The sequence below is a fragment of the Serratia sp. CY38905 genome, assembly GCF_052168875.1.
Taxonomy (GTDB): Bacteria; Pseudomonadota; Gammaproteobacteria; order Enterobacterales; family Enterobacteriaceae; genus Serratia; species Serratia sarumanii.
The window spans coordinates 1-20918 of the sequence record NZ_JBJNLV010000003.1; the positions used below are offsets into that span (position 1 = coordinate 1).

The window sequence follows — 20918 nt, forward strand, 5'->3', positions numbered from 1 at the left end:
CGATCCTCGCCGCGCTGGTGTGCGCCTCCTTCAGCACCGCGGCGCTGGCCAAAGACGTGACCGTGATGATCTCCGGCGGCTTCAAGGCCGCGCTGGAGAAACTGGCCCCGGAATATGAAGCCCAAAGCGGCGACAAAATCATTCTGGTGTCCGGCCCTTCCATGGGGAAAACGCCGCAGGCGATCCCCGCGCGGCTGGCGCGCGGAGAGCAAGCCGATGTGGTGATCATGGTGGGCGACGCGCTGACCCAACTGGACAAAGGCGGCTGGATCCAGCCGGGTTCGCGCGTAGAGCTGGCCGATTCGCCGATCGGCATGGTGGTGAAACAGGGCGCGCCCAAGCCGGCGATAAAAACGGATGCCGAGCTGCGTAATGCCTTGCTGCAAGCCGACTCTTTCGCCTATTCCGACAGCGCCAGCGGCCGCTACGTCAGCGGCCAACTGTTCAAAAAGCTGGGCATCGAGGAACAGGTGAAAGGAAAAGCGCATAGGATTGAGCGCATTCCGGTGGCCTCTGAAGTGGCGCAGGGGAAATACGCGTTGGGCTTCCAGCAGGTCAGCGAATTGCTGCCCGTGGCGGGCGTCACCTTTATCGGCGAACTGCCGGAAAACGTGCAGTACATCACCCGCTTCGCCGGCGCGGTAACCGCCAAGGCGGAACATCGCCGCGAAGGCAAAGCGCTGCTGGAGTTCCTCGCCTCCTCTCAGGCACAGCCGACCATTCGCGCGACCGGCATGCGAAGCGTGCCGGCGCAGCAGCCGGTCAGGCAGAGTGATACCGTTCAGTAATCAGCTTTTCCAACTCGGCGGCGACGAAAGACTGCATGCGGCCGCCGCGCCGGATCAGGCCCACGGAGCGTTTCACCACCGGCTCGACCAGCGGCACCGACGTCAACACCGAATGCTCTGAAGCGGGCATCGACATGGCGGGCACGGCGGCAATGCCGATGCCCGCCTCAACCATGCCCAGCATGGTCGTCACATGGCGAGTTTCGCACACGCTGGGGCGCTCCGGCACGAGGTGTTCCAGGCGCTGATCGAGCAGATTGCGATTGCCGGAGGTTTTATCCAGCGACACGTAATCCTGCTGATAAAATTCCCGCCAGGTGAGGCTCTTTTTAGCGGCGAGCGGATGATCGCGCCGGCAGGCGGCCACGTAAACGTCCCCCACCAACGGCACAAATTCAAGGTTAGGCTGCAGCCGCCCGGCAAAGCAGATGCCGAAGTCAGCCTGGCCGCCGGTGACCGCCTCAATCACATTGCCCGCGCTGCCGTCGATCAGCTTGACGCGCACGCGCGGATAGCGAAGCCGGAAACGGCGTATCACGTCGGGCATGAAATAGTAGGCCGCCGACGGCACCGTGGCGACGGTGACCAGCCCGGTACGTTCCTGGCTAACCTTATCGATATCGGCCAACACCGCTTCGACATTCATCAGCAGCTGATCCGAACGCTCGGCAAACGCCTGCCCGTACAGCGTCAGCGTCACGCGCCGGGTAGTACGATCGAACAGTTTGCTGCCCAGCGCGTTTTCCAGCTTCTCAATCCTGCGGCTCAGGGCCGACTGCGACAGGCAGATGGATTCTGCTGCCAGCCGAAAATTGCCGTACTCCACCAGCGCGCGGAAGGCATAAAGATCGTTGAGATCAAAATTCACGGGCATAGCGGCCGACTCTCCTTGCTGAACGCAAAACATCGATGATAACCGCTTAGAGCGCCACGGCAACCGGTCTGGCAATTGAGCCACCCAAGCCCTTATCGCCCCAGCAGCACCATTCCCCAAATAATGATAGTCATCACCACCGCCACCAGCTGCGCAGCGCCGCCCAGATCTTTAGCGCGTTTGGATAACGGATGTAATTCCAGCGAAATGCGATCGACCACGGTTTCAATCGCCGTATTAAGCAGCTCAACCACCAATAGCAGAAAACTGCAGGCGATTAATAACAGCCGTTCTATATTTGTAATATCTAAACCAAATGTAACAACCAGTAAAATGGCGTTAATAACCAATAATTGGCGAAACGCATCTTCGGTAAGCACGGCGTCAATAAATCCGGCCCAGGAATTCCTTATGCTGTAGGTTAATCGGCTTATTCCTTTTTTCTTTTCCACAGGCATGCAATCAGCTCTCGTCAATACTGCCACAATCACTCGCGAATAAATCACGCGGCGTGAATTTATCTCGAGTTTATTAATTAAAGGCCTTAACCGTTCTCTTCCCGGAGGCGATGCATGCACTCACGCGCCGTCACCCTGCCCCTGAAACGGCACCGCCCGAAAATGCCCCGGCGCGGTTATTATTCTGAGAACGTGAAAAGGCGATGCGTTATCAGCCGGTTAAAGCGTTTTCTCGTATAAGCGGTAGCGCTTATAGGGAACCGCGCCGATGCGTTCTAAAATCGTCCGCATGCCGGTATTGGTTTCCAGGATCCACGACATTTCCAGCGCGTCGATATTGCGCTTGGCGAAAGGCTCGCGCAGCGCCTCAATCAGCAGCAGCGCAATAATCGGCCCGATGCGGCTGAATTGATATTCCTGGCGCACGCCCATCAACGGCACGCGCGCGGTGCGCACGCCGCTGACTTTCAGCCGCCACAAGAGCTTCGCCCAGCCAAGCGGCAATAACCGCCCCTGCAGATCGGCAATCGCTTCGTTGATGTTCGGCAGACCGACGATAAAGGCGCAGGGGGCGCCATCCACCTCGGCGATATGGATCATATCGTCGGGTACCAGAAACTTCAGCTGATCCCCCATGGTGGCGAACTCGTGCTCGGTGAACGGAACAAACCCCCAGTTATGCTGCCATCCGGAGTTGAACACCTCGCGCAGCACCTGCATCTCCTCGCGAAAGCGCTTGCGGTTGAGGCGGCGAACGGTCACCTTTTTGCGCACCTGATCCATCATCCGGGTTAACGACGGCGAAAAATGCAGGTCGGTTCTTTTCATCCAATAGGCAAGCAAATCAATCCCTTCGCTGTAGCCCTGCTGCGCTATTTGCGCCGCATAGTAGGGCTTCGCGTGTGTCATCAGGGCGGAAGGCGGCGTATCGAACCCCTCGACCAACAGGCCGCTTTCCTGATTGATATTGAGGCTGAATGGCCCGGTGATTTTGCGCGCGCCTTTCGACCTCAGCCACTCCTCCGCCACCGTGAATAAAGTGCTGAAAACAGCGGGATCGTCAACGGCGTCAATCATGCCGAAATGGCCGGTATCCTCGCCATGCAACTCCCGGTGCAGAGCATCGATTTGCGCCGTGATGCGCCCAACGACTTTGCCCTGTTTTTTGGCCACCCATGCCTGCCATTCAATATGGTCGGTGCCGGGATTCTTCTTTGACAGGTGCTCTTCGCGCTCTACATGCAGCGGCTCAATCCAGTTCGGATCATCGCGAAACAGTTGCGAGGGGAAAGCAATAAATTCTTTAAGTTCGCGTTTACTCAGAACTTTCTCAACACGGATCATAAATAGCCTTACGTTTTAATAAAATAATTAAATAAGCGCGCGACAACGCCTTTAGCATTTTTTATGCTGTTCTCATTTATTGGATTGTGTATTGCCTCCGGTTCAATGATAAGAAAAACCGAATATTACCCCCTGTGAATCAGCGCATTATTGCGCCCGACATTCACCCTGTGATGTCCGTAATTGATAAAAAAGGAAACAGAAAGCGGCGCAGCCAGGCTACGCTAATGGTGCTATTTTATTATTTCGTGCTGTTACGGCAAAAGAAACTCGCCGCTTTTAGTGTACCGACTTTAATCAGGAGGTGTGCCGCCATCTTTACCACTTAATGCTCTTTTTAAGATTAGCCTTAAATGAATCGTTCACTTTTGGATTTCTTGCGGCATACTGTTTAGGAAGTGTTTAAGTTCCAAGATAGCCATGCATGAGGTCATAATCTATGAGCCGACAGTTATTTCCTGCCCGAAAGAGACAGGCTAAAGAACGGCGCTGCCCGGATATTACAATAGTCTCACGTATATCGCCAGGGTGCCGCTCAAGGCTGATAACACGGGCTACTCACGCTCTGACCGGTTAATAACCGGCGTGCCCTCAAGCACGGCAATATACGCTGTTCGCGGAATGAAGATGGTTGAATAACAAACTTATTCAAAACCTATTCATAGTAAAACATCAATTACCTCGCCAAGAGTGATTTTCTCTTTTGGTGATTTTTAATCTATGGCTAAGTTTGTCTATGTCTGAAACAAGTTCCGTTCATTCTCTTCCCATGCGCTATGCGGACTTCCCCACCTTAGTGGACGCGTTGGATTACGCGGCGCTGGGCAATACGGGAATGAATTTTTACGACCGTCGCAATCAACTCGTGACCGTTCTCGAATATCGCACGCTGCAGCAAAAAGCGATCTCGGGCGCGCGGCGTTTATTGTCCCTGAAACTCAAGAAAGGCGATCGCGTGGCGCTGATCGCCGAAACCAGCGCGGGATTCGTCGAAGCCTTTTTCGCTTGCCAATACGCCGGCCTGGTGGCGGTGCCGCTGGCGATCCCGATGGGCGTGGGCCAGCGCGACTCCTACACCGCCAAGCTGAAAGGGCTGATCGCCAGCTGCAACCCCGCGGCGATCGTCAGCAGCGAAGAGTGGACGCCGCTGATCGCGTCGGCCACGGAAAACACCTCGGCGCTGCACATCCTCAGCGACGCGGACTTTAACGCCTTGCCGGAGCCGGAGATCGCCTTGCCGGCGCCTTCGCCCGACGATATCGCCTATCTCCAATACACCTCGGGCAGCACCCGCTTTCCGCGCGGCGTGATCATTACCCAGCGGGCGGCGATGGCGAACCTGAACGCGATCAGTCGCGACGGGATCAAGCTGCGCGCGGGCGACCGCTGCGTTTCGTGGCTGCCCTTCTATCACGATATGGGCCTGGTCGGTTTCCTGCTGACGCCGGTGGCGACCCAGCTGTCCGTCGATTATCTGCGCACGCAAGATTTCGCCATGCGCCCGATGCAGTGGCTGAAACTGATTGCCAAGAATCGCGGTACGGTGTCCGTCGCCCCGCCGTTCGGCTACGATCTGTGCCTGCGCCGCAGCAACGCCAAAGAGCTGGCCGATCTGGATCTTTCCAGCTGGCGGGTTGCGGGCGTGGGCGCCGAGCCGATCCCGGCCGAGCTGCTCGGCCAGTTCGGCGAACACTTCAGCAGCATCAACTTCGACAGCAAAGCCTTCATGCCGTGCTACGGCCTGGCCGAGAACACCCTGGCGGTGAGTTTTTCCGATCCCTGCTCCGGCCCGCAAACCAACGCGGTCGACCGCGATATTTTGGAGTACGAGGGTAAAGCGGTCGCGCCCGGCAAGAAAACCCGCGCCGTCTCGACCTTCGTCAACTGCGGCCGAGCGCTGCCCGGCCACCGCATCGAGATCCGCAGCGAAACCGGGCAACCGCTGCCGGAACGCCAGGTCGGCCATATCACGATCTCCGGCCCCAGCCTGATGAACGGTTATTTCTGCGACGACGAGTCCCAGCAGCAAATTCAGGTGACCGGCTGGATGGATACCGGCGATCTGGGCTACCTGCTGGACGGCTATCTGTACGTCACCGGCCGCAAGAAGGATTTGATCATCATTCGCGGCCGCAATATCTGGCCGCAGGATATCGAGTACGTCGCGGAATCCGAACCGGAAATCCGTTCCGGCGATGCGATCGCCTTCGTAACCGAAGAGCACGACGAAGCGGCCAGGATCATTTTGCAAATCCAGTGCCGAGTCATCTCGGAAGAACGCCGGGAACAAATCGTGCGTTCGCTGAGCGCGCGCATTCAAAGCGAGTTCGGCATCGCGGTGGACATCGAGCTGCTGCCGCCGCACAGCATTCCCCGCACGTCGTCGGGCAAACCCGCGCGCGCGGAGGCCAAAAAACGCTGGCTGAGCGCCTCGCTCTACCCGCACATGCCGCAGCTGGCCGGTTTCGCGCAATGAGCGGCACGGTGGCAGTGACGGGCGCGACCGGTTTTATCGGCCGGCACATCGTCCAGGAACTGCTGGCGCAAGGGTTTAACGTGCGCGCCCTGACGCGGCGCGCGGGAAAAACCGCCGCCGACAACCTGCAGTGGATCCCCGGCGCGCTGGAGGATCGGCCCTCGCTCACCGAGCTGGTGCGCGGCGCGGAGTGCGTCGTGCACTGTGCGGGCCAGGTGCGCGGGCACGCGGAAGCGGTGTTCACCCGCTGCAACGTCACCGGCAGCCTGAACCTGATGCAGGCGGCCAAACAGAACGGCCGCTGCCGTCGCTTCTTGTTCATGTCGTCGCTGGCGGCCCGCCATCCGGCGCTGTCCTGGTACGCCCATTCAAAACAGGCCGCCGAGCAGCAACTCATCGCCGCCAGCGGCGAGATCGCGCTGGGGATTTTCCGCCCGACGGCGGTTTACGGGCCCGGCGATAAAGAGCTGAAACCGCTGTTCAACGGCCTGCTGCGCGGCGTGCTGCCCCGGCTGGGCGCGCCTGACGCCAGGCTCTCTTTTCTGCACGTGAGCGATTTGGCCAAGGCGGTCAGCCAATGGGTGCAGGCCGAACCTGCGCAGCCGAATATTTACGAACTGTGCGACGGCGTGGCCGAAGGCTATAACTGGCTGCGCCTGCGGGACATCGGCGCCGCCGTGCGGCACGGGCCGGTGCGCCTGGTGGGCATTCCGCTGCCGCTGCTGAAAGCCCTGGCGGATATCAGCGTGGTGTGGAACCGCCTGGTAAAACAGGAGCCGATGCTGACGCGCAGCAAAATACGCGAATTAACCCATCACGACTGGTCCGCCAGTAATCACGCGCTGTCGCAACAGATTAATTGGTTTCCACAGGTAAGTTTGGAGCGCGCGCTGCGCGAAGGGCTGTTTTAATTATTCCAAATAGAGGTGTGTCAACGTTCTTATGCTAAATCGCGATGCTGTAATGGATTATATCCTGACGTGTTTGCAAGGTATCGTCGAAGGCGGAGTGGAAATAAAACCTGATAGCGATCTCGTCAATGATCTTGGCCTGGAATCCATCAGAGTCCTGGATCTGCTGATGATGCTGGAAGATGAATTAGATATCTCCATTCCTATCAATATATTGCTTGATGTCAGAACGCCTGAGCAACTGCTTGACGCGCTGCGCCCTTATCTGGAGAAAAACCATGGGACTGTATGATAAGTTTGCGCGCCTCGCCAATGACCGCGAACAATTTCAAACGTCCGGTCTGAATCCGTTCGGCACCTGTATCGACGAAGTCTATTCCGCCACCCAGGGCCGCATCGGCGATCAAAAGATTGTCCTCGCCGGCACCAATAATTACCTTGGCCTGACGTTCGATGCGCAGGCGATCGCCGCCGGCCAGGCGGCCCTGGCCGCGCTCGGCACCGGCACCACCGGCTCGCGCATGGCGAACGGCAGCTACGGATCGCACCTGACGCTGGAACGGGAGCTGGCGGAATTCTTCGATCGCCCGAGCGCCATCGTATTCTCCACCGGCTACACCGCCAACCTGGGCGTCATCAGCACGCTGGCGGGGCCGGGCGCCGTGGTATTGATCGACGCGGACAGCCACGCAAGCATTTACGACGCCTGCGCCCTCGGCGGCGCGGAGATTATTCGCTTCCGCCACAATGACGCCGCCGATCTGGAGCGCCGCATGGTGCGCCTGGGCGAGCGTGCGCGCGAGGCGATCATTATCGTGGAAGGCATCTACAGCATGCTGGGCGACGTCGCCCCGCTGGTGGAAATCGTCGACATCAAGCGGCGGCTCGGCGGGTATCTGCTGGTCGACGAAGCGCACTCCTTCGGCGTGATGGGCGAGCACGGCCGCGGCCTGGCCGAAGCGCTGGGCGTCGAGCAAGACGTGGATATCATCCTGGGCACCTTCAGCAAAAGCCTGGCTTCGATCGGCGGTTTCGCCGTTGGCGGCAAGGGGATGGACGTGCTGCGCTACAGCAGCCGGCCGTATATCTTTACCGCGTCGCCGTCGCCGTCGAGCATCGCGTCAGTGCGCATGGCGCTGCAAAAAATCGCGCGCCATCCCGAACTGCGGGAAAAGCTGTGGAGCAACGCGCACCGCCTGTACCACGGCCTCGCCGAACTGGGGTATACCCTGGGGCCGCGCATCAGCCCGGTGGTGCCGGTGATGATCGGTTCGAAGGAAGAAGGGCTGCGTTTCTGGCGCGAGCTGATCGCCCACGGCGTGTATGTAAACCTGGTGCTGCCACCGGCCGCGCCGGCGGGCGTTACCCTGCTGCGCTGCAGCGTCAATGCCGCGCACAGCGATGAAGAGATTGACACCATCGTGCGCGCCTTTGCGGCGCTGAAAAAATAAAGCCTTCCCTCTCGGCCGCGGCGGCGGTGCCGAAAATGGCATCGCCGCCCTGCCGAACCGATGCGCGCCTCAGTGCGCAGCCGTTGATACTTCATCAGCGGAATAGCGATAACCCTGCGCCGCCATAAATTCCGCGATGGCTTTTTCCGCCGCCGAAAGCACCTCCTCGATCGGCCGATCGGCATCGAGATCCACGATGTCGGCGCCTTCGAACGTCAATAACGGCGTGACGGCGATCTTCTTCTCCAGCGCCGCTTTGCGGTGATCGGGTTTGCGCGCGCAGGCCACCGCCAGACTGACATTCAGCTTGAGCACCAGATCCGGTTTTTGCCCCGCCATCCATTGGAACGCCGCCCGCTCGCGCGCCGCCAGCCAACGGACGAAACGGCTCCCTTCAACGTCGACGGGAAAAACCGTGCCGTCGTAAGCGCCGGGGATCTGCGCCTGCGGAAAACGGTCGGTCAACACGATGAACCCTTGCCGCCGATACGCCAGCATGCGGCGAAACCGCAGCAGCCGCCGCCCCACGAAAGCGATGATCACCGCCGACGGCAGCAGGCCAATGCGGGATTTTTTCGTTTTGACTTTTTTGGTATTGCTCTCGATAGCCTTACCCACCGAGCGCCCGAGCAGCGGCAACTTCGCCGCCGCGCGGCCGACGTTGCCCGCCTGTTTGCCCAGATGCACCTGCACCGCCGGGCCATAATGTTTCATATACGCGATCAAATGTTCACAAACGGTGGACTTACCCGATCCGTCGCTGCCGATAACCGCAATCAGCGGCGGAAATTTTGCACTCATAATAAGACTCTCTTTCAATACACCAGAAACGGCGTGCCATATTTGAAGCGAACTACCGCTTATCATTGCCGTGGCGGCCGCGTGGAAAAAATTTTCCGTAACGCGACGCCAAAAAGCACAAAACATTAAGCGAAAATTGAAAAGCCCTGCTCTTTTTTCGCCGTTAGCCCGGCCGGAAATTAACATAAAAAGCGAAACCGGCCCACGCACCAACAATTAGCACAAAATAACAAGAACGAACGCCATAAATATCAATTCAAATAACGAACAGGAATAGCAATCCCATTATTTTATCGCGGCAAAGCACAATAAATATCTTGAACCCAAGGCGTATTGGAATACAATAGTTTTTTTCGCATTGGATCAATTATTGTGAGTCAGCAGATAAGACCTTCATCTGATCGCTCGCCCGTGCGCGTAATAGCGATAACCGGCTGTGACGGCTCGGGAAAATCCACGTTAGCCGCCAGCCTGGTCAACGCCTTAGCGCCACAAGAACCTGCCGAACTGCTTTATCTCGGCCAGTCTTCCGGGCGCATCGGCGAATGGATCAGTACGCTGCCGATTATTGGCGCGCCCTTCGGGCGTTATTTATTGAAGAAGTCGGAGCGCGTGCATGAGCGCCCTTCCACGCCGCCGGATAATGCCACGGCGCTGGTGATTTTTTTACTTTCCTATTGGCGCGTTTATAAATTCCGTCGCATGCTGAAGAAAAGCCGCAGCGGCGCATTGCTGATCACCGATCGTTATCCGCAGGCCGAAGTGGCGGGGTTTCGTTTCGATGGCCCGCAGCTGGCGAAAACCGCCGGCGGCAATCGCTGGATCCGCTGGCTGAGAAAGCGCGAACAAAACCTCTACCAATGGATGGCGTCTTATCAGCCCTTATTATTAATTCGGCTGGATATTGACGAACAAACGGCCTATTCACGCAAACCCGATCACTCGCTGGCGGCGTTGCGCGAAAAGATCGCCGTCATCCCGCACCTGACGTTTAACGGCGCTAACATATTGGATTTAGACGGTCGCGAGCCGGCCAATCATATTTTCGACGAGTCTCTGCGCGCCGTTAAAATATCGCTGAGGGCCGCCAATGCCTAGCCGCCAAATAACCTTTTCGTACCGAAACAGATGAAAAAAAATAAACTCACCGCCGAACAGAATACCTCTTCCGCCTGCATCACCGGGCTGATTGCCGTGGTGGGCAGCGACGGCACCGGCAAGTCCACGCTGACCGCCGATCTGGTCAAGAACCTGCAGCAACATCGCCCCACTGAGCGGCGCTATTTGGGGCTGATCTCCGGCGAAGACGGCGACAAAATCAAGAAATTGCCGTTCATCGGCGTGTGGCTGGAACGGCGCCTGGCGGCCAAATCCGATAAAACCCAGCGCATGAGCAACAGGCCGCCGGCGCTGTGGGCGGCGCTGATCATGTACGGCTTTTCGCTGTGGCGCGCATCCAACCTGCGCAAGGTGCGGCGGCTGGCGCAGAGCGGCGTGCTGGTGATCAGCGATCGCTACCCGCAGGCGGAAATTTCAGGTTTTTACTACGACGGGCCCGGCATCGGCGTGGAACGCGCAAAAGGCTGGCTATTGAGCCGCCTGGCGGCGCGCGAACGCCGTTTATATCAACGCATGGCCGTCTATCGGCCGGCGCTGATCATTCGCCTCGATATCGACGTCGATACGGCGTTTTCCCGCAAGCCCGATCACAGCTATGAAGAGCTGAAAGACAAGATTTCCGCCATGGTGCGCCTGCAGTACAACGGCGCGCGCATCATCGAGCTGGACGCCAGAGCCCCTTACGACGAGGTGCTGAGCAACGCGCTCAACGCCATTTCCGCCGTGGTGAACCCCGCGAAGCGCCCACAGAGCGACATCGGGCAACCCGGCGAAAACGCCGGCGAAGAAACTCAGGTTTATTAAACGCATACAGGGCAAGCGCATGACAGCGGAACACAAGATGCAGCAAAACAACGATAACGGCTGGTTTGGGTTATGAAACGGTGGTTTTCCGATGGCGCATTTCGCTCCATTTTACGTAATGCCGCCTACTTAGGCTCCGGCAGCGTGGCCAGCGCGCTGCTCGGCCTGCTGGCGCTCTCCTGCGCCGGTAAAGGCATGTCGCCTGAAATGTTCGGCGTGCTGGTGGTGATCCAGGCCTATACCAAAGCGGTCAGCGATTTCATCAAATTCCAGACCTGGCAGTTTGTGGTGCAATTCGGTACCCCGGCGCTGGAGCATCAAAACACCGGGCGCTTCCGCGACGTCGTCGCCTTCTCCTTCGGGCTGGATATCGCCAGCGGCGTCATCGCCGTGCTGGGCGGCATGATCATGCTGCCTTTCTTGTCTCACGCCCTGGGGCTGGACAGCGAAAGCTTCTGGCTCGCCATGCTGTACTGCACCCTGATCCCGTCGATGACCTCGTCCACGCCGACCGGCGTGCTGCGCGCCTTCAACCGCTTCGATCTCATCGCCATTCAGCAGGCGATCAAGCCGTTCCTGCAGGCGGTGGGCAGCGTCATCTCCTATTATTTCGATCTGGGATTCCCCGGCTTTATCGTCACCTGGTACGCCTCTAACCTGATCGGCGGCACGCTGTTCTGGTGGTTCACCGCACGCGAGCTGCGCCGCCGCGATATCCACGGCGCGCTGAGGCCGCGCCTGTTCAACGTCGCGCGCCGCATCGAGGGCGCCTGGAACTTCGTCTGGACCACCAACATCGCCCACACCATCTGGGCCGCGCGCAACTCCTGCACCACCGTGCTGGTGGGCGTGGTGCTCGGGCCGGCCGCCGCCGGGCTGTTCAAGATCGCCATGACCTTCTTCGATGCGACGGGCACCCCGGCCAAGCTGCTGGAGAAAAGCTTCTATCCGGAGATCATGCGCCTGGATCCGCGCACCAAGACCCCGTGGCTGCTGGGCCTGCGTTCCTCGCTGCTGGCCGGCGGCATCGGCCTGGCCGTCGCGGTGTTGATGCTGCTGGTGGGTAAACCGCTCATTTCCGCGGTGTTCGGGCAGCAATACCTGGAAGCCTATGACCTGATTCAAATCATGCTGGGCGCGATCATCGTCTCCATGATGGGCTTCCCGCAGGAATCCTTACTGTTTATGGCAGGCAAGCAGCGCGCTTTCCTGATCGCGCAGGCGACGGCCTCGGCGGCCTACATTGCGCTGCTGGTGTCGATGGCGTATGCCTTCGGCGTGCAGGGCGCCGCCTTCGCTTATTTACTGGGGCAATGTTTAGACGTTCTGTTATCCCTGATACCGACGATCGGCGCCTACCGCAATCGCTTTATGTTGGGGCTGAATGCGCCCAAAGAGAGTAATCAATGACCGCTACCGATAATTGGAAGAAGTTCTCCGCCGAAACCACCCAGGCGCTGTTTGTCGCGGTGGAAGAAGACGACCTGGTTGAGGCGAATATCAGCCTGCCACAGCAGATTGATTTGCAGTGTTCCCCCGAGAGCATCCGGGACAACTACGCGCTGTGCCTGCAGTTTTGGGAAGACGGCTTTTCCCGCCGCGAGCTGCTGCAACTGGTGAACGGTTTCCTGAAAGATCCGCAGTTGGCAGCGCCCACCCGCATGCGCTACAAATATATCCGCGCCCGCTACAAGCACCTGCGCTTCGCCCAGCAGCTGTACGGCGCGCCCCACCGCGCCAACCGCCTGTTCCACACCACCACCGTGGTGCTCGGCCATTTTCAGGACGCGTTTCGCAACGGCAACCAGAAGAACCTGACGCTGTACGGCAACCTGCTGCGGCTGCTGCTCAGCAAGCCGGTATGGTCATATGTGCGCTATGCGCTGCGCCACACCCGGCTGGAAAGCGCACAGGGCTTTATCACCTACCGCCAGGAGCAAATGCGCCAGCTGCAGACGCTGATCGCCAGCCCGGCGCTGACCGGGCACCAGTTCCACAACGTGCGCAAAATCGTCAGCCGCCAGGTGTCGTTTTACGACACGCTGAGATCGATCGATCCCGACAATCGCGAAGCCCGGCAGATCTCGCGCTTCCTGGCGGCGATTAACGGCCTGATGGGCGACCGGCACGACGTGATGGTGGCGGACAAACTGGCCGGCGGCGATATCTACGATCGGCCGGCGATCCTGGATATCGACATTCGCCAGCGCCTGGAGCTGCTGCTGGCGCGCTTTCCGCTGTCGTTTTCCCCGCCGGCCGTCGCGGCGGGCAGATAAGCGCGTTGCAAGGAGCCATGATGACGTTGCGTCGCTTGCTGATCTTCACGCTGCTGCTGTCGCCGCTGGCGGCATCCGCGCATAACTTCGTGCAGGGCCGGCCGGTGGCGCCGATCGCCATCGCCGATCGCGGCGAACTGCTGCTGCGCAACGGCGATTTCAGCTACCGGCCGTGGAACAGCGCAAAACTGGCGGGCAAGGTGCGGGTGATCCAATACATCGCCGGGCGCACCTCCGCCAAGAAGAAGAACTCGCTGCTGATCAACGCCGTCAAGGACGCGAACCTGCCGGGCGATCGCTTCCAGCCCACCACCATCGTCAACACCGACGATGCGATACCGGGCTCCGGCTTTTTCGTGCGCGGCAAAATTGAGAAAAACAAGCGGAATTACCCCTGGGCGCAGTTCATCGTCGACAGCGACGGGCTGGGGCGCATGGCCTGGCGGCTGCCGGAGGAGAGCTCCACCATCGTGGTGCTGGACCAGGCCGGGCGCGTGCAGTGGGCGAAGGACGGCGCACTCACCCCGCAGGAAGTTAATCAGGTGATCGCCCTGCTGCGCACCCTGATCGACCGGGAGACGCCATGAAGCGCACACCGCCGGGAGCCGATGACGCATGTCTTTAATTGAACGCTATATCACGGTTGAGATCCGCCGCCTGGTGATGATGATCGCCGGGTTTCTGATCTTCATGTTCGCCAGCTACTCGGCCCAGCGCTACCTGACCGACGCCGCCAACGGCACGCTGGCGCTGTGGGTAGTGGCCGACGTGGTGTTCTATAAATCGCTGATCGCGCTGGAGATGATATTGCCCGTCGCGCTGTATGTCTCGGTGGCGGTGGCGCTGAGCCAGCTGTACAGCGATGCGGAGATCACCGCCATGCTGGCCGCCGGCGCCAGCCCGCTGCGGCTGTACAAGGCGGTGCTGATACTGGCCGTGCCGCTGGCGATAGCGGTCACGCTGCTGTCGCTGTATGGCAGGCCCTGGGCGTACGCCAATATTTATCAGCTGCAGCAAGAGTCGCAGTCGGTGCTGGACGTGAGCCACCTGCAGGCCGACAAATTCAACGTCAGCGGCAACGGCCGCATGATCCTCGCCAACCACGTCGACAAAACGGCCAACCACCTGACGGACGCCCTGATTTATGTGCGCGGCGGCCATCACACCAACCTGTACCGCGCGCACTCGGTGGAAGTGCTCGACGCCTCCCCCGCCAGCCCCGCCGTGCGGCTGAAAACCGGCACCGCCTATGTGCTGGATCGCCAGGGCACCGACGACAACGGGCAGAACTACGACAACTTCGACATCGCGCTCAAACCGTTCGTACCCAGCGCCGAGAGCCGGCACAAATCGGCCTCGCCGGCGGAGCTGGCGCGCTCCGCCGATCCGGGCGACGCCGCCGAACTGCAATGGCGCGAAAGCCGCGGGCTGACCACCGTGCTGATGGTGCTGCTGGCGATCCCCTTTAGCCGCATCAAGCCGCGACAGGGGCGCTACGCCGCGCTGCTGCCCCTGACGGTGCTGTTTACCGTGATTTTCTATGGCGGCAACATTTGCCGCACGCTGGTGGCCAACGGCTCTGTGCCGACGATCCCCGGCGTTTGGCTGGTGCCGCTGGCGATGGCTGCCGGCATCGCCCTGCTGCTGACGCGCGACTTATCCCTGCTGCGGAAACCCTCCCGATGACTATTTTTAGCCGTTACCTGATCCGCAACGTGTTCATCGGCTTCGCCGCCGCGGCCGGGCTGCTCATCCCGCTGTTCACCACCTTTACGCTGATCAACGAGCTGGAGGACGTGACCCCGGGCGGCTACCGCTGGCAGCAGGCGCTGCTGGTGACCGTGCTGACCCTGCCGCGCAGCCTGGTCGATCTGGGGCCGTTTATCGCGCTGCTCGGCGGCATCGTCGGGCTGGGGCAGCTATCTAAAACCCTGGAGCTGACCGCGATCCGCTCCGCCGGGATGTCGATATTCCGCATCGCGCTGGTGATGCTCGCCGCCGGGCTGCTGATGAACCTGTCGCTCGGCGCCCTCGATGAATGGGCGGCCTCGCCGCTGCAGCAACGCGCGCTGCAGATGAAGAACAACGCCCTGGCGCAGTCGAACGATAACGACGTGACCGTGAACCCGCTGTGGGCGCGGCGCGGCAACGAGTTTGTGACGGTCAAAACCGTCGATGAGAACGACCAGCCCCACGGCATTGAGATCTTCCGTTATCAGGCCAACCGCGCGCTGGAATCTTATATCTACGCCGACAGCGCCAGCACCGCCGCCGACGGCAGCTGGCTGCTGCACAACGTGATACAGAAAAGCTGGCAAGGCGGAAAGGAGACGATAGCGCGACAAAGCAGCCTACCGTGGCGCTCGCTGTTCGCCGTGCCGAGCCTGAAAGAGCTGACCCTGCCGGCAGGCAGCTTCTCGCTGCAACAGCTGGAGCGCTATATCGATTACCTGCAGGGCTCGGGGCAGCCCAGCACCGAATACCGCCTGGCGCTGTGGAAAAAACTCGGCCAGCCCCTGCTGGTGCTGGCGATGATTTTGCTGGCCATCCCGTTTACCTTCACCGCTCCACGCGCCCCCGGCATGGGCAGCCGGTTAGCGCTTGGCGTCATCATCGGGTTGCTGACCTACATCGCTTACCAGATCGTTCTCAATCTGGGGTTGCTGTTCGCCCTCAACGCGCCCTTCACCGCCCTCGCCCCGCCGCTTTTACTTCTGGCGCTGGCGTTAGTGCTGGTTTATCGGTTTGATCGGCGGGGTTAAAAACCCGCAGCAGCCTTTGGAAAACAAGAACTTTCCGGTTAACCTTTGGCCGGCTTTACAAATTGGCCTGAGCCGTTATCATCCCTTATCTGGTGTCCTATGCGCCGTTAGCTATCGCTGACTGCCGTTCGATAACATGCCCCTCAGGGCTCCATCGAGTGCAAGGAGTGCGAGCGCCCGCCTGAACAGGCCAAGACGCAGCAAGCAAAGGAAGAGACACACTATGTTTTCCCGTTTGAAACTGCTGTATATCGCCGATGATATTATTTCACCTGATGAATTCCCCCGTATAGTCAGCCCTTCCAGCGCCTGTCACGGCCTTTCATACATGCCGGACAATGACATTCTGTCGCTTTTTTCTGGTTTTCGCGGTGGCGAACGGATCCGCCGTGAAGTCGGCGTTACGCAAAACGGAATAAGCTCTAACCTGCGCGCAAGAGTGCAGAGCGACCTGATGAGCGGCGTTGTCGTAGCGGTTGAAACCCGGCCCGGCGTGTTGGCGACGATGGGGCCATTTTACGCCGACATCGACGGCTACCTGATACCGCAGGGGAGACAAGAGCCCAACTACCCGGTGGACAAGATAGTGAAGCGGTACGAAGAGGCCGTGAAGTCTTATGGCGGCCGCCGGGCGCGCCCGTCCGTCTTCCCCGCACAAGTCACGCGGGCCAAACCGGCCCTTGGCCCGGATATCCCGGCGCAAGGTGGAAGAGCCTCACAGTCGGTCGTGTCTGGCCCCTTGACCAAAGCGCAACGCTGGCAGGAGCGAAAATACCTCATTGGCCGCGGGCAACGGAGTATCTACCCAGACGCCCGAATCGCCTCGGAACGCCTGGCGGCAAACAATGTCGCCGTCGAGAAGGCAAAGCTGGCGGAGAATATCTACAAGACCACGAATCCGCTAAAGGATACACCCGGCGTTCCCGAGGGCTGGAAAGATATCAGTAACGATAATGCGGCCCTGAGTAAAATTGGGCTAAACAGAAATATGCTCTCCGACAGAGATGAATCGCCGGATTTTTTGGCAAGGGTATATCAACCTGACAACAGTATTTTTGGTAAAGAGATGAATCCGACAGTCGTGTTCAGAGGATCAAGAGCGCCAGAGTTCCCGGAGGGAATCGGCAGCGCCGCCAAAAAGGCCCTTAGGGGCGATTTGTCAGGAATTAAAAATGTGAATGACTGGATAAATAATGGTGCTCAGGGGATGGGGACGAGCTCAGACTATTATAAACAGGCGGTTAAAATAGGATTACAAGTAAAGAACTCCTCCGGTGTCGATATTTCTGGTCATTCATTGGGCGGGGGAATGGCCTCAGCTGCATCAATGACCAGTGGAAAACCCGCCTGGACGTTTAATGCAGCCGGGCTGCATCATGGAACTGTAGGGAAATACGGAGCTGAAATGATTGGTTCAGCCAAGAACATACAGGCCTATCGAGTTGAAGGAGAACTATTAACCACGTTACAGGAGGTTAATAACGAAAGTGACTATGAGCTTATAAAAAATGCCCTACCCGATTCTTTACAAAAACCCTGGGGCGTAGCATTGCCTTTCACCTTGAAAGAGTGGTCATCACTGGCGGTGCCTGATGCCGCTGGCATACCGCACACTCTTACCGGAGGGACAGGAACCCTGCTCGATAAACACGGTATAGACCAGACAATAAAGTTGATTGAAGATCAGAAAGACGAGGATGTCGCCACTATCAGGGGGAGAATATGAGCAAGTGGATAATGGCAATGGCGTTACTGTTTACTGTTCTCATGATGCAAGGATGCAAAAAAAACATGGAATATGAACCACAGGATTTTTTTGAAGGCCGTCAATTGGAAGTCGCACAGCTGATTTATGATGGCGATGAAGTGAAACTGAATGAGAAGCTTCCTTCAATAAGCAAGGAAGAACTGAATCGACCAGTGAAAGCAGATATGACCCTGCTGTTTTGGTCGGTGTTGAACTCAATCTATGATAAAAACACGCCGGAAAGGCTGAAAATAATAACCGACCTGGTTAAAGCTGGCGCAGACCCGTTGCAGCCCAGACCAGAGGGAGGAAGCAGCCCGGCGGAATTCGTCATGAAAGCCGACAAGGGGATTTGGGTCAAAGCCATGCTCGACGGCGGTTTACCGCCAAACGCAAAAGATAAGGTATTCAATGAGCCCATTGTATTCCAAACAATCAAAGCCAAAAACCCTGAAACATTAAAGGTGATGCTGGATTATGGCGCGGATATAAACATCAGAGACTCCTTGCAACAAACCTTATTAATGGATGCTTTTTTTAGCTCAGCCTTTGAGCATATGACCTTACTGCTCAATCGGGGTGCGAATCCTAACCCGGTAAATATAAACAATCTTTCGCTGTTAACAGCAGTGAATCGGCAAATAAAAGACAGCCAAGATGGCTCAGAATACAATGAACAGTGTAGGAAAATACTCGAGCTCATGCTTTTGAAAGGAGCAAAGGAAACACAGTAATTTCATCAACGCAGATCTGACAGCTGCCGATTTTTTATACCTGGGCTGTCAGATTGCATCTGGTTTTCGATAAACACGCTATAGACCACACAATAAAACTGATTGAAGAGACGAGGATGTCACCATTCTCAGGGGAAAACATGAGCAAATCGATAATGACAATAGCGCTGCTGTTTACTGTCCTCATGGTGCAAGGATGCAACAAAAGCATGGAATATGAGCCACAGGATTTTTTTGAAGGCCTGCAGCTGGACATCGCACAGCTGATTTATGATGGCGATGAGGTGAAACTGAAAGAGAAGCTTCCTTCTATAAGCAAGGAAGAACTAAATCGACCGGTTAAGGCGGACATGACCCTGCTGTTTTGGTCGGTGCTAAACGCAATCTACGATAAAAATACGCCGAAAAGACTGAGGATTATTACTGACTTGGTTAAAGCAGGTGCAGACCCATTGCAACCCAGACCGGAAGGGGGAAGCAGTCCAGCTGAGTTTGTCCTGCAGGGCGATAAAGACGTCTGGATAAAAGCAATGTTGGATGGCGGGTTACCACCGAATTCTAGAGATAAAGTTCATAACGAGCCAATTATATTCGAAGCATTAGACGCGAAAAACCCTGAAACATTAAAGGTGATGCTGGATTATGGCGCAGACATAAATACAAGAGACTCATTGGGAAACACCTTGTTAATAAGCTCATTGGATTCTCATTCGTTTGATCATACGATTCTTTTGTTAGAGAGAGGTGCGAATAGTAAAATCAAAGGGAAGTTTGGTTGGACTATGGGCAATCAGCTTCAGCGCTTTATAGATAGAGGCGTAGGAGATGCCGAGGATAAAGAGAAAATTGACAAGATAAAAGAGTTATTAATTAAAAAGGGTGGTGACTGGCCTCCACTACCTGTAGAGAATTGAGACTCCCCTAAGGTCGACGTCGAAAACATGTAATATACCGTTCAGGGGCTGAATGGCAACCGCCATCCAGCCCCTGCTTGCCCAGCCGACGTTAACGCAATTCCTTCGCTATGGCACTAAACATCAGCGATGCCTCCAGTGGTTGCGCGCTGAAAGAAGGCTCCGCCTGCGGCCAGGTGGACCACTGGACGATCACCAGATTCTCCGCCTGATTGACCATAATCATCTGGCCGAAGATCCCCAGCGCCCACAGGGAATGTTTGAGGGAAGCCTGCGGGGCGGGTTCTACGTTGGCCGCATTGGCCGGCACTTCGTTGTTCCACCATTGGAATCCGTAAATGCCGTCAGGATGGGCCGCCGACACCGAGCCTGCCGCCCGCGTCCAGTTGGACGACTGGGCTACCCAATCAGCCGGCAAGATCTGTTTGCCGTTCGGCAACGTCCCGTTATGCAGGATAAACTCGCCGAAGCGCCCCCAGTCTTCCAGCGTGGCGTTGAAGCCGTGCGCGCCCACGTCATGCTGGCCTTTCGCGTAGGCATGCCACACGCCGTCGCTCGCCATGCCGTAGGGCTGCCAGATGCTTTGCTGCAGATAGGCCGCCAGCGGCATGCCGGTGGCGCGCTCCAGCACGTCGCCCAGCAGCCACGCGCCGCCGGAGGAGTAAGACCAGTTCTGCCCGGCCGGATGCGCACGCTGCAAACCGGCTACCAGCTTGCGTACGCAGGCGTAGGTGCCGGGCTTGGCTTCACACTCGGTCAGCTGCGCGAAGTCCGATTTCGGGTTGGTGTAATCCTCATTCCACGCCACGCCGGAGGTATGGGTGATCAGCTGCCTGAGGGTCACGCCGTCCCACGCGGTGCCTTTCAGATCGGGTTCGTATTGCGTGATGAGATCGTCGAGCGAGCGGATCTTGCCCTGTTTAATCGCCACGCCCACCAGCGTGGCGACCACGGATTTGCCCACCGAGCGCGACGTCCACAGGGTAGAGTCGGTATTACCCTGCCCCAGATATTTCCAGGCGATTTTGCCGTCTTTCAATACCAGCATGCCGCTGACGTTCTGGCGCTGCAGGTAATCCTGCAGGTTGTAGGTTTTGCCATTCACCCGATAGCTGGCGTCCGTTAGCGGTTTAGCGGCAGCCAGCAGCGGCTCGGCGTTGCCGTGGTGGAACACATCTCCCGCATAATTGCGGTAGTCGTTACGAAAACCGATCACCCGGTCGCTCTGGCTCCAGGTGAGCATCTTGTGCGTGTCCGGCAATTGCGCATCGAAAGGCGCGGGACAGGCGCTGAGTTCGGTGCCCGCACAGGCGGCCAGCGCGGCGGGCGCCAGCAGGCCGCTGCAGAGACTGATGACAACGCCCGCCAGCAGGCTGCGGTTAAACACTTTGCTTTTCATATTTTCTCTCGCTTAGCTCAGGAAGGCGTTCAGCTTAAAAAAACGCGGCCTATAATAAAA

Annotated in this window: 20 protein-coding genes; 15 read left to right on the forward strand and 5 right to left on the reverse strand. The window is 58.0% G+C overall.

The genetic code is table 11. The features are described 5' to 3' along the window. Positions 1 to 2: 2 nt before the first annotated feature. Positions 3 to 788 carry a substrate-binding domain-containing protein gene (locus ACJ8MK_RS09545; RefSeq protein WP_442517691.1) on the forward strand — a complete coding sequence of 262 codons (786 nt, stop codon included), beginning with the start codon at positions 3 to 5 and terminating at the stop codon, positions 786 to 788. Here the strand turns inward: ACJ8MK_RS09545 and ACJ8MK_RS09550 are convergent. The 3 genes from ACJ8MK_RS09550 to ACJ8MK_RS09560 all read right to left on the reverse strand — a co-directional run bounded on the left by ACJ8MK_RS09550 (position 763) and on the right by ACJ8MK_RS09560 (position 3464). After that, a complete protein-coding gene (locus tag ACJ8MK_RS09550) occupies positions 763 to 1662 on the reverse strand; it encodes a LysR family transcriptional regulator (RefSeq protein WP_101427136.1) in 900 nt (299 codons plus the stop codon). The two genes, ACJ8MK_RS09545 and ACJ8MK_RS09550, sit on opposite strands and share 26 nt — an antisense overlap. Positions 1663 to 1754: 92 nt before the next feature. Then, positions 1755 to 2120: a diacylglycerol kinase gene (locus tag ACJ8MK_RS09555; RefSeq protein WP_033635218.1), complete on the reverse strand. Its 366-nt coding sequence runs from the start codon at positions 2118 to 2120 to the stop codon at positions 1755 to 1757. A 219-nt stretch (positions 2121 to 2339) separates the two neighbouring features. Next, the gene (locus ACJ8MK_RS09560; protein WP_039565146.1) at positions 2340 to 3464 is read right to left on the reverse strand and encodes a hypothetical protein; all 1125 of its coding nucleotides are present in this window, start codon (positions 3462 to 3464) and stop codon (positions 2340 to 2342) included. Between the two features lie 736 nt (positions 3465 to 4200). On the opposite strand from ACJ8MK_RS09560, the gene ACJ8MK_RS09565 reads away from it, so the two are divergent. From ACJ8MK_RS09565 to spt, 4 genes are read left to right on the forward strand one after another with little or no spacing between them, the layout of a single operon-like run. Then, on the forward strand, positions 4201 to 5940 hold the full coding sequence (locus ACJ8MK_RS09565) for a fatty acyl-AMP ligase (protein ID WP_442517692.1): 1740 nt from the start codon (positions 4201 to 4203) through the stop codon (positions 5938 to 5940). Then, entirely contained in the window at positions 5937 to 6851 is a 915-nt protein-coding gene (locus ACJ8MK_RS09570; RefSeq protein WP_197796314.1) for an NAD-dependent epimerase/dehydratase family protein, read from the forward strand. Before ACJ8MK_RS09565 ends, ACJ8MK_RS09570 begins: the two co-directional genes overlap by 4 nt. Positions 6852 to 6882: 31 nt before the next feature. Further along, positions 6883 to 7143, forward strand: coding sequence for an acyl carrier protein (locus ACJ8MK_RS09575; RefSeq protein WP_015378483.1), 261 nt, complete (start codon positions 6883 to 6885; stop codon positions 7141 to 7143). Continuing rightward, positions 7130 to 8302, forward strand: a complete 1173-nt coding sequence (gene spt / locus ACJ8MK_RS09580) for a serine palmitoyltransferase (RefSeq protein WP_442517693.1) — start codon at positions 7130 to 7132, stop codon at positions 8300 to 8302. The genes ACJ8MK_RS09575 and spt overlap by 14 nt, the downstream gene beginning before the upstream one ends. A 69-nt stretch (positions 8303 to 8371) precedes the next feature. Here the strand turns inward: spt and ACJ8MK_RS09585 are convergent, their stop codons facing one another. Continuing rightward, positions 8372 to 9103 (reverse strand): ATP-binding protein, encoded by a 732-nt coding sequence (locus ACJ8MK_RS09585; RefSeq protein WP_041035915.1) that lies wholly within the window; start codon positions 9101 to 9103, stop codon positions 8372 to 8374. Positions 9104 to 9475: 372 nt separating this feature from the next. Here ACJ8MK_RS09585 and ACJ8MK_RS09590 point away from each other — a divergent pair, with 372 nt between their 5' ends. From ACJ8MK_RS09590 to ACJ8MK_RS09635, 10 genes are all read left to right on the forward strand, one after another. Continuing rightward, positions 9476 to 10201 carry a hypothetical protein gene (locus ACJ8MK_RS09590; RefSeq protein ID WP_442517752.1) on the forward strand — a complete coding sequence of 242 codons (726 nt, stop codon included), beginning with the start codon at positions 9476 to 9478 and terminating at the stop codon, positions 10199 to 10201. A 30-nt stretch (positions 10202 to 10231) separates the two neighbouring features. Then, entirely contained in the window at positions 10232 to 11026 is a 795-nt protein-coding gene (locus tag ACJ8MK_RS09595; protein ID WP_033647965.1) for a hypothetical protein, read from the forward strand. Positions 11027 to 11098: 72 nt separating this feature from the next. Beyond that, positions 11099 to 12436 (forward strand): lipopolysaccharide biosynthesis protein, encoded by a 1338-nt coding sequence (locus ACJ8MK_RS09600; protein WP_033655209.1) that lies wholly within the window; start codon positions 11099 to 11101, stop codon positions 12434 to 12436. Continuing rightward, the gene (locus ACJ8MK_RS09605) at positions 12433 to 13302 is read left to right on the forward strand and encodes a hypothetical protein (RefSeq protein WP_047571323.1); all 870 of its coding nucleotides are present in this window, start codon (positions 12433 to 12435) and stop codon (positions 13300 to 13302) included. The genes ACJ8MK_RS09600 and ACJ8MK_RS09605 overlap by 4 nt, the downstream gene beginning before the upstream one ends. Before the next feature lie 20 nt (positions 13303 to 13322). Further along, entirely contained in the window at positions 13323 to 13889 is a 567-nt protein-coding gene (locus ACJ8MK_RS09610; RefSeq protein ID WP_442517694.1) for a YtfJ family protein, read from the forward strand. 28 nt (positions 13890 to 13917) lie between these two features. After that, positions 13918 to 14988: an LPS export ABC transporter permease LptF gene (gene lptF, locus ACJ8MK_RS09615; protein WP_442517695.1), complete on the forward strand. Its 1071-nt coding sequence runs from the start codon at positions 13918 to 13920 to the stop codon at positions 14986 to 14988. Continuing rightward, a complete protein-coding gene (lptG, locus tag ACJ8MK_RS09620) occupies positions 14985 to 16064 on the forward strand; it encodes an LPS export ABC transporter permease LptG (RefSeq protein ID WP_442517696.1) in 1080 nt (359 codons plus the stop codon). The genes lptF and lptG overlap by 4 nt, the downstream gene beginning before the upstream one ends. Before the next feature lie 223 nt (positions 16065 to 16287). Beyond that, entirely contained in the window at positions 16288 to 17790 is a 1503-nt protein-coding gene (locus ACJ8MK_RS09625) for a phospholipase (protein WP_442517697.1), read from the forward strand. Further along, a complete protein-coding gene (locus ACJ8MK_RS09630; protein ID WP_172448255.1) occupies positions 17787 to 18545 on the forward strand; it encodes an ankyrin repeat domain-containing protein in 759 nt (252 codons plus the stop codon). The genes ACJ8MK_RS09625 and ACJ8MK_RS09630 overlap by 4 nt, the downstream gene beginning before the upstream one ends. A gap of 140 nt (positions 18546 to 18685) precedes the next feature. Beyond that, positions 18686 to 19459, forward strand: a complete 774-nt coding sequence (locus ACJ8MK_RS09635) for an ankyrin repeat domain-containing protein (RefSeq protein ID WP_442517698.1) — start codon at positions 18686 to 18688, stop codon at positions 19457 to 19459. Between the two features lie 91 nt (positions 19460 to 19550). Here the strand turns inward: ACJ8MK_RS09635 and ACJ8MK_RS09640 are convergent, their stop codons facing one another. Next, complete coding sequence (locus ACJ8MK_RS09640) at positions 19551 to 20858, reverse strand: serine hydrolase domain-containing protein (RefSeq protein WP_442517699.1); 1308 nt, start codon at positions 20856 to 20858, stop codon at positions 19551 to 19553. Positions 20859 to 20918: the final 60 nt, after the last annotated feature.

Excerpts from the sequence above, each read along its gene's own strand:
- ACJ8MK_RS09550 (WP_101427136.1), bottom strand. The coding sequence starts at position 1,662 with ATGCCCGTGAATTTTGATCTCAACGATCTTTATGCCTTCCGCGCGCTG.
- ACJ8MK_RS09555 (WP_033635218.1), bottom strand. The coding sequence starts at position 2,120 with ATGCCTGTGGAAAAGAAAAAAGGAATAAGCCGATTAACCTACAGCATA.
- ACJ8MK_RS09560 (WP_039565146.1), bottom strand. The coding sequence starts at position 3,464 with ATGATCCGTGTTGAGAAAGTTCTGAGTAAACGCGAACTTAAAGAATTT.
- ACJ8MK_RS09565 (WP_442517692.1), top strand. The coding sequence starts at position 4,201 with ATGTCTGAAACAAGTTCCGTTCATTCTCTTCCCATGCGCTATGCGGAC.
- ACJ8MK_RS09570 (WP_197796314.1), top strand. The coding sequence starts at position 5,937 with ATGAGCGGCACGGTGGCAGTGACGGGCGCGACCGGTTTTATCGGCCGG.
- ACJ8MK_RS09575 (WP_015378483.1), top strand. The coding sequence starts at position 6,883 with ATGCTAAATCGCGATGCTGTAATGGATTATATCCTGACGTGTTTGCAA.
- spt (WP_442517693.1), top strand. The coding sequence starts at position 7,130 with ATGGGACTGTATGATAAGTTTGCGCGCCTCGCCAATGACCGCGAACAA.
- ACJ8MK_RS09585 (WP_041035915.1), bottom strand. The coding sequence starts at position 9,103 with ATGAGTGCAAAATTTCCGCCGCTGATTGCGGTTATCGGCAGCGACGGA.
- ACJ8MK_RS09595 (WP_033647965.1), top strand. The coding sequence starts at position 10,232 with ATGAAAAAAAATAAACTCACCGCCGAACAGAATACCTCTTCCGCCTGC.
- ACJ8MK_RS09600 (WP_033655209.1), top strand. The coding sequence starts at position 11,099 with ATGAAACGGTGGTTTTCCGATGGCGCATTTCGCTCCATTTTACGTAAT.
- ACJ8MK_RS09605 (WP_047571323.1), top strand. The coding sequence starts at position 12,433 with ATGACCGCTACCGATAATTGGAAGAAGTTCTCCGCCGAAACCACCCAG.
- ACJ8MK_RS09610 (WP_442517694.1), top strand. The coding sequence starts at position 13,323 with ATGACGTTGCGTCGCTTGCTGATCTTCACGCTGCTGCTGTCGCCGCTG.
- lptF (WP_442517695.1), top strand. The coding sequence starts at position 13,918 with ATGTCTTTAATTGAACGCTATATCACGGTTGAGATCCGCCGCCTGGTG.
- lptG (WP_442517696.1), top strand. The coding sequence starts at position 14,985 with ATGACTATTTTTAGCCGTTACCTGATCCGCAACGTGTTCATCGGCTTC.
- ACJ8MK_RS09625 (WP_442517697.1), top strand. The coding sequence starts at position 16,288 with ATGTTTTCCCGTTTGAAACTGCTGTATATCGCCGATGATATTATTTCA.
- ACJ8MK_RS09630 (WP_172448255.1), top strand. The coding sequence starts at position 17,787 with ATGAGCAAGTGGATAATGGCAATGGCGTTACTGTTTACTGTTCTCATG.
- ACJ8MK_RS09635 (WP_442517698.1), top strand. The coding sequence starts at position 18,686 with ATGAGCAAATCGATAATGACAATAGCGCTGCTGTTTACTGTCCTCATG.
- ACJ8MK_RS09640 (WP_442517699.1), bottom strand. The coding sequence starts at position 20,858 with ATGAAAAGCAAAGTGTTTAACCGCAGCCTGCTGGCGGGCGTTGTCATC.